Raw genomic sequence first — 1,847 nt, 5'->3', positions numbered from 1 at the left:
GAAGCTTTGACGACGCCTCAAATCGGATATTGAACAGACATAAAAGGCAGTTTAAACAGCGTTCAAAGCTGGTTCAAATACTGGATAATCTGCGCTATGTCGCTGCTTCAGCCGGAACCAGCAATGCCAAAAAATAAAATCCCAGAGCCAACCGAAGCCATCAATTACGTTAAGCGTAAACTACCAGTGCCCACCGGCAAATGGGATCAACTTAGGATGGGCGAGCATGTCCACGCCTTCACTGTGGCCCACTCAATCGGCGCCGCCATAGTGGATGACATCTTCAAAATTATGGCAAAGAGCATGGAGGAAGGCACCGGCCTTGGTGCCTTCAAGCGCGACATGAGGCGCATCATGGCTGAAAAAGGATGGTACGGCAGGCCGGACAAAACCGCAAAGGATAAGAAATACATCAACAGGCGCCTGGATACCATCTATCAAACCAATATACTGACTGCCTACTCCGCCGGAGAAACTCGGGGAATGCTGCGCACAGCTCACCTCTACCCCTATTGGCAGTATCAACAGGTTCAACGCAACACAAAACGACAGAATCACAGCGCATTCCACGGCTTGATTCTTCGCTACGACGATCCCTTCTGGGCCACGGGCACGCCGCCAAACGGATGGAGATGCCAATGCTATCGCAACCAGCTATCAGAATCCCAAGCCAAAACCTTAGGCGGGCCAACAGGAATCCCCCAGGGAGTAGATATGAACTCATCCATCCCAAAAGAATGGCGCTATGATCCCGGCAGGGAAATGATTGCCCCAAACTTCACGCGATACGATGCCTTGAAAAAAATCAAATACAAGGGTAAGTCGGCTTTATCAGAGATTATCGCCACTTACCGCAAAGAAATGACAGGCTACCAGCTCACCCAAGCAGAGTGGAATATCTACATCAGCAATCTGCCAGATAAATCGCTCCCCGCAAAACGTCTCTATGCTGATGCTCCCATGATGTTCTCTACCCTCCGCACCGATGCCGCCGAGGCCATTGGCGAAGATGTCAAACTCATCATCAAGGATCGCTCCGTTATCCACGGAGCCAGAATACGTCGAGCTTCGGACGGTAGTCTCGCCGACGTGAGCCTTTCAATAAATGATATGAAGAACACCCCCAGAAAAGTCGCTGATCCGGAGGCCATCTACAAAGACAACGCCACAGGCAACCTGGTTTTTCGATACGGCGTCGATAAAATGCATGACATCAAAGCCATATTCCTCCCAGGACGTAAGCTAACATCCTTGATGCTACATACATTTTTCAAGACTAGGCGAGGGGCGCTTGATGAGGATAGACGCTATAGCAGAATTTACATACGGAAGTGAAGCCGCCAAGACCCGGATTCGAACCGGGATCCCACATGACATCGCCAGACTAATTCGCTATACCTCCCAGGCATACACGTTTAAGTATGACCAGTTCTTATTAAGACGACCGGAGGCCCTCCTCCATCTAGCAGGCTCTTACCTTGACAGCTTCACTACAAAGATAACTCAAAATACTTTGTTTTGCAACAGCTTTTCACCCTGGAATTTTCGCTTCTTGATTCTGAACAATGAAATCCTCCTCGTTTTTTCTCAAGATCCCGTCCCAGAATTTTGTTCAAGAAATCAAGGATACACCAACATCAAAAAACATCTTGAATTTTCATTTTTTCACCGGTGTTTTAGTCCCAAAATTTCCACTTTTCGGCCAAAAAAACGAAAATTTCTCTCGTTTTTTCTCATTTTGCCTGCAAAAAACTAGTCTAAACTAATTCTTTTAATCTCTTTTTATACAAATAATTAGCCCGATTGCATTGATTTTTTCCCATTCTCATTTTCCTTGACTCCCTACA

Annotated in this window: 1 protein-coding gene; it reads left to right on the top strand. The window is 46.9% G+C overall.

Going from position 1 to position 1,847, the window contains the following annotated elements; genetic code table 11:
- Window positions 1-123: 123 nt before the first annotated feature.
- On the top strand, window positions 124-1,335 hold the full coding sequence (locus S1OALGB6SA_RS06160; protein ID WP_230204454.1) for a phage head morphogenesis protein: 1,212 nt from the start codon (window positions 124-126) through the stop codon (window positions 1,333-1,335).
- The last annotated feature ends 512 nt before the right edge of the window (window positions 1,336-1,847 follow it).

Source organism: Olavius algarvensis spirochete endosymbiont (genome assembly GCA_900608495.1).
Lineage (GTDB): Bacteria > Spirochaetota > Spirochaetia > DSM-2461 > DSM-2461 > UBA2779.
The sequence above is the reverse complement of the archived record's forward strand: the minus strand, read 5'-3'. Positions and strand labels throughout refer to the sequence as shown.

Bases quoted from the DNA above. Each gene is read 5' to 3' on its own strand.
- S1OALGB6SA_RS06160 (WP_230204454.1), top strand. From the start codon at position 124: ATGCCAAAAAATAAAATCCCAGAGCCAACCGAAGCCATCAATTACGTT.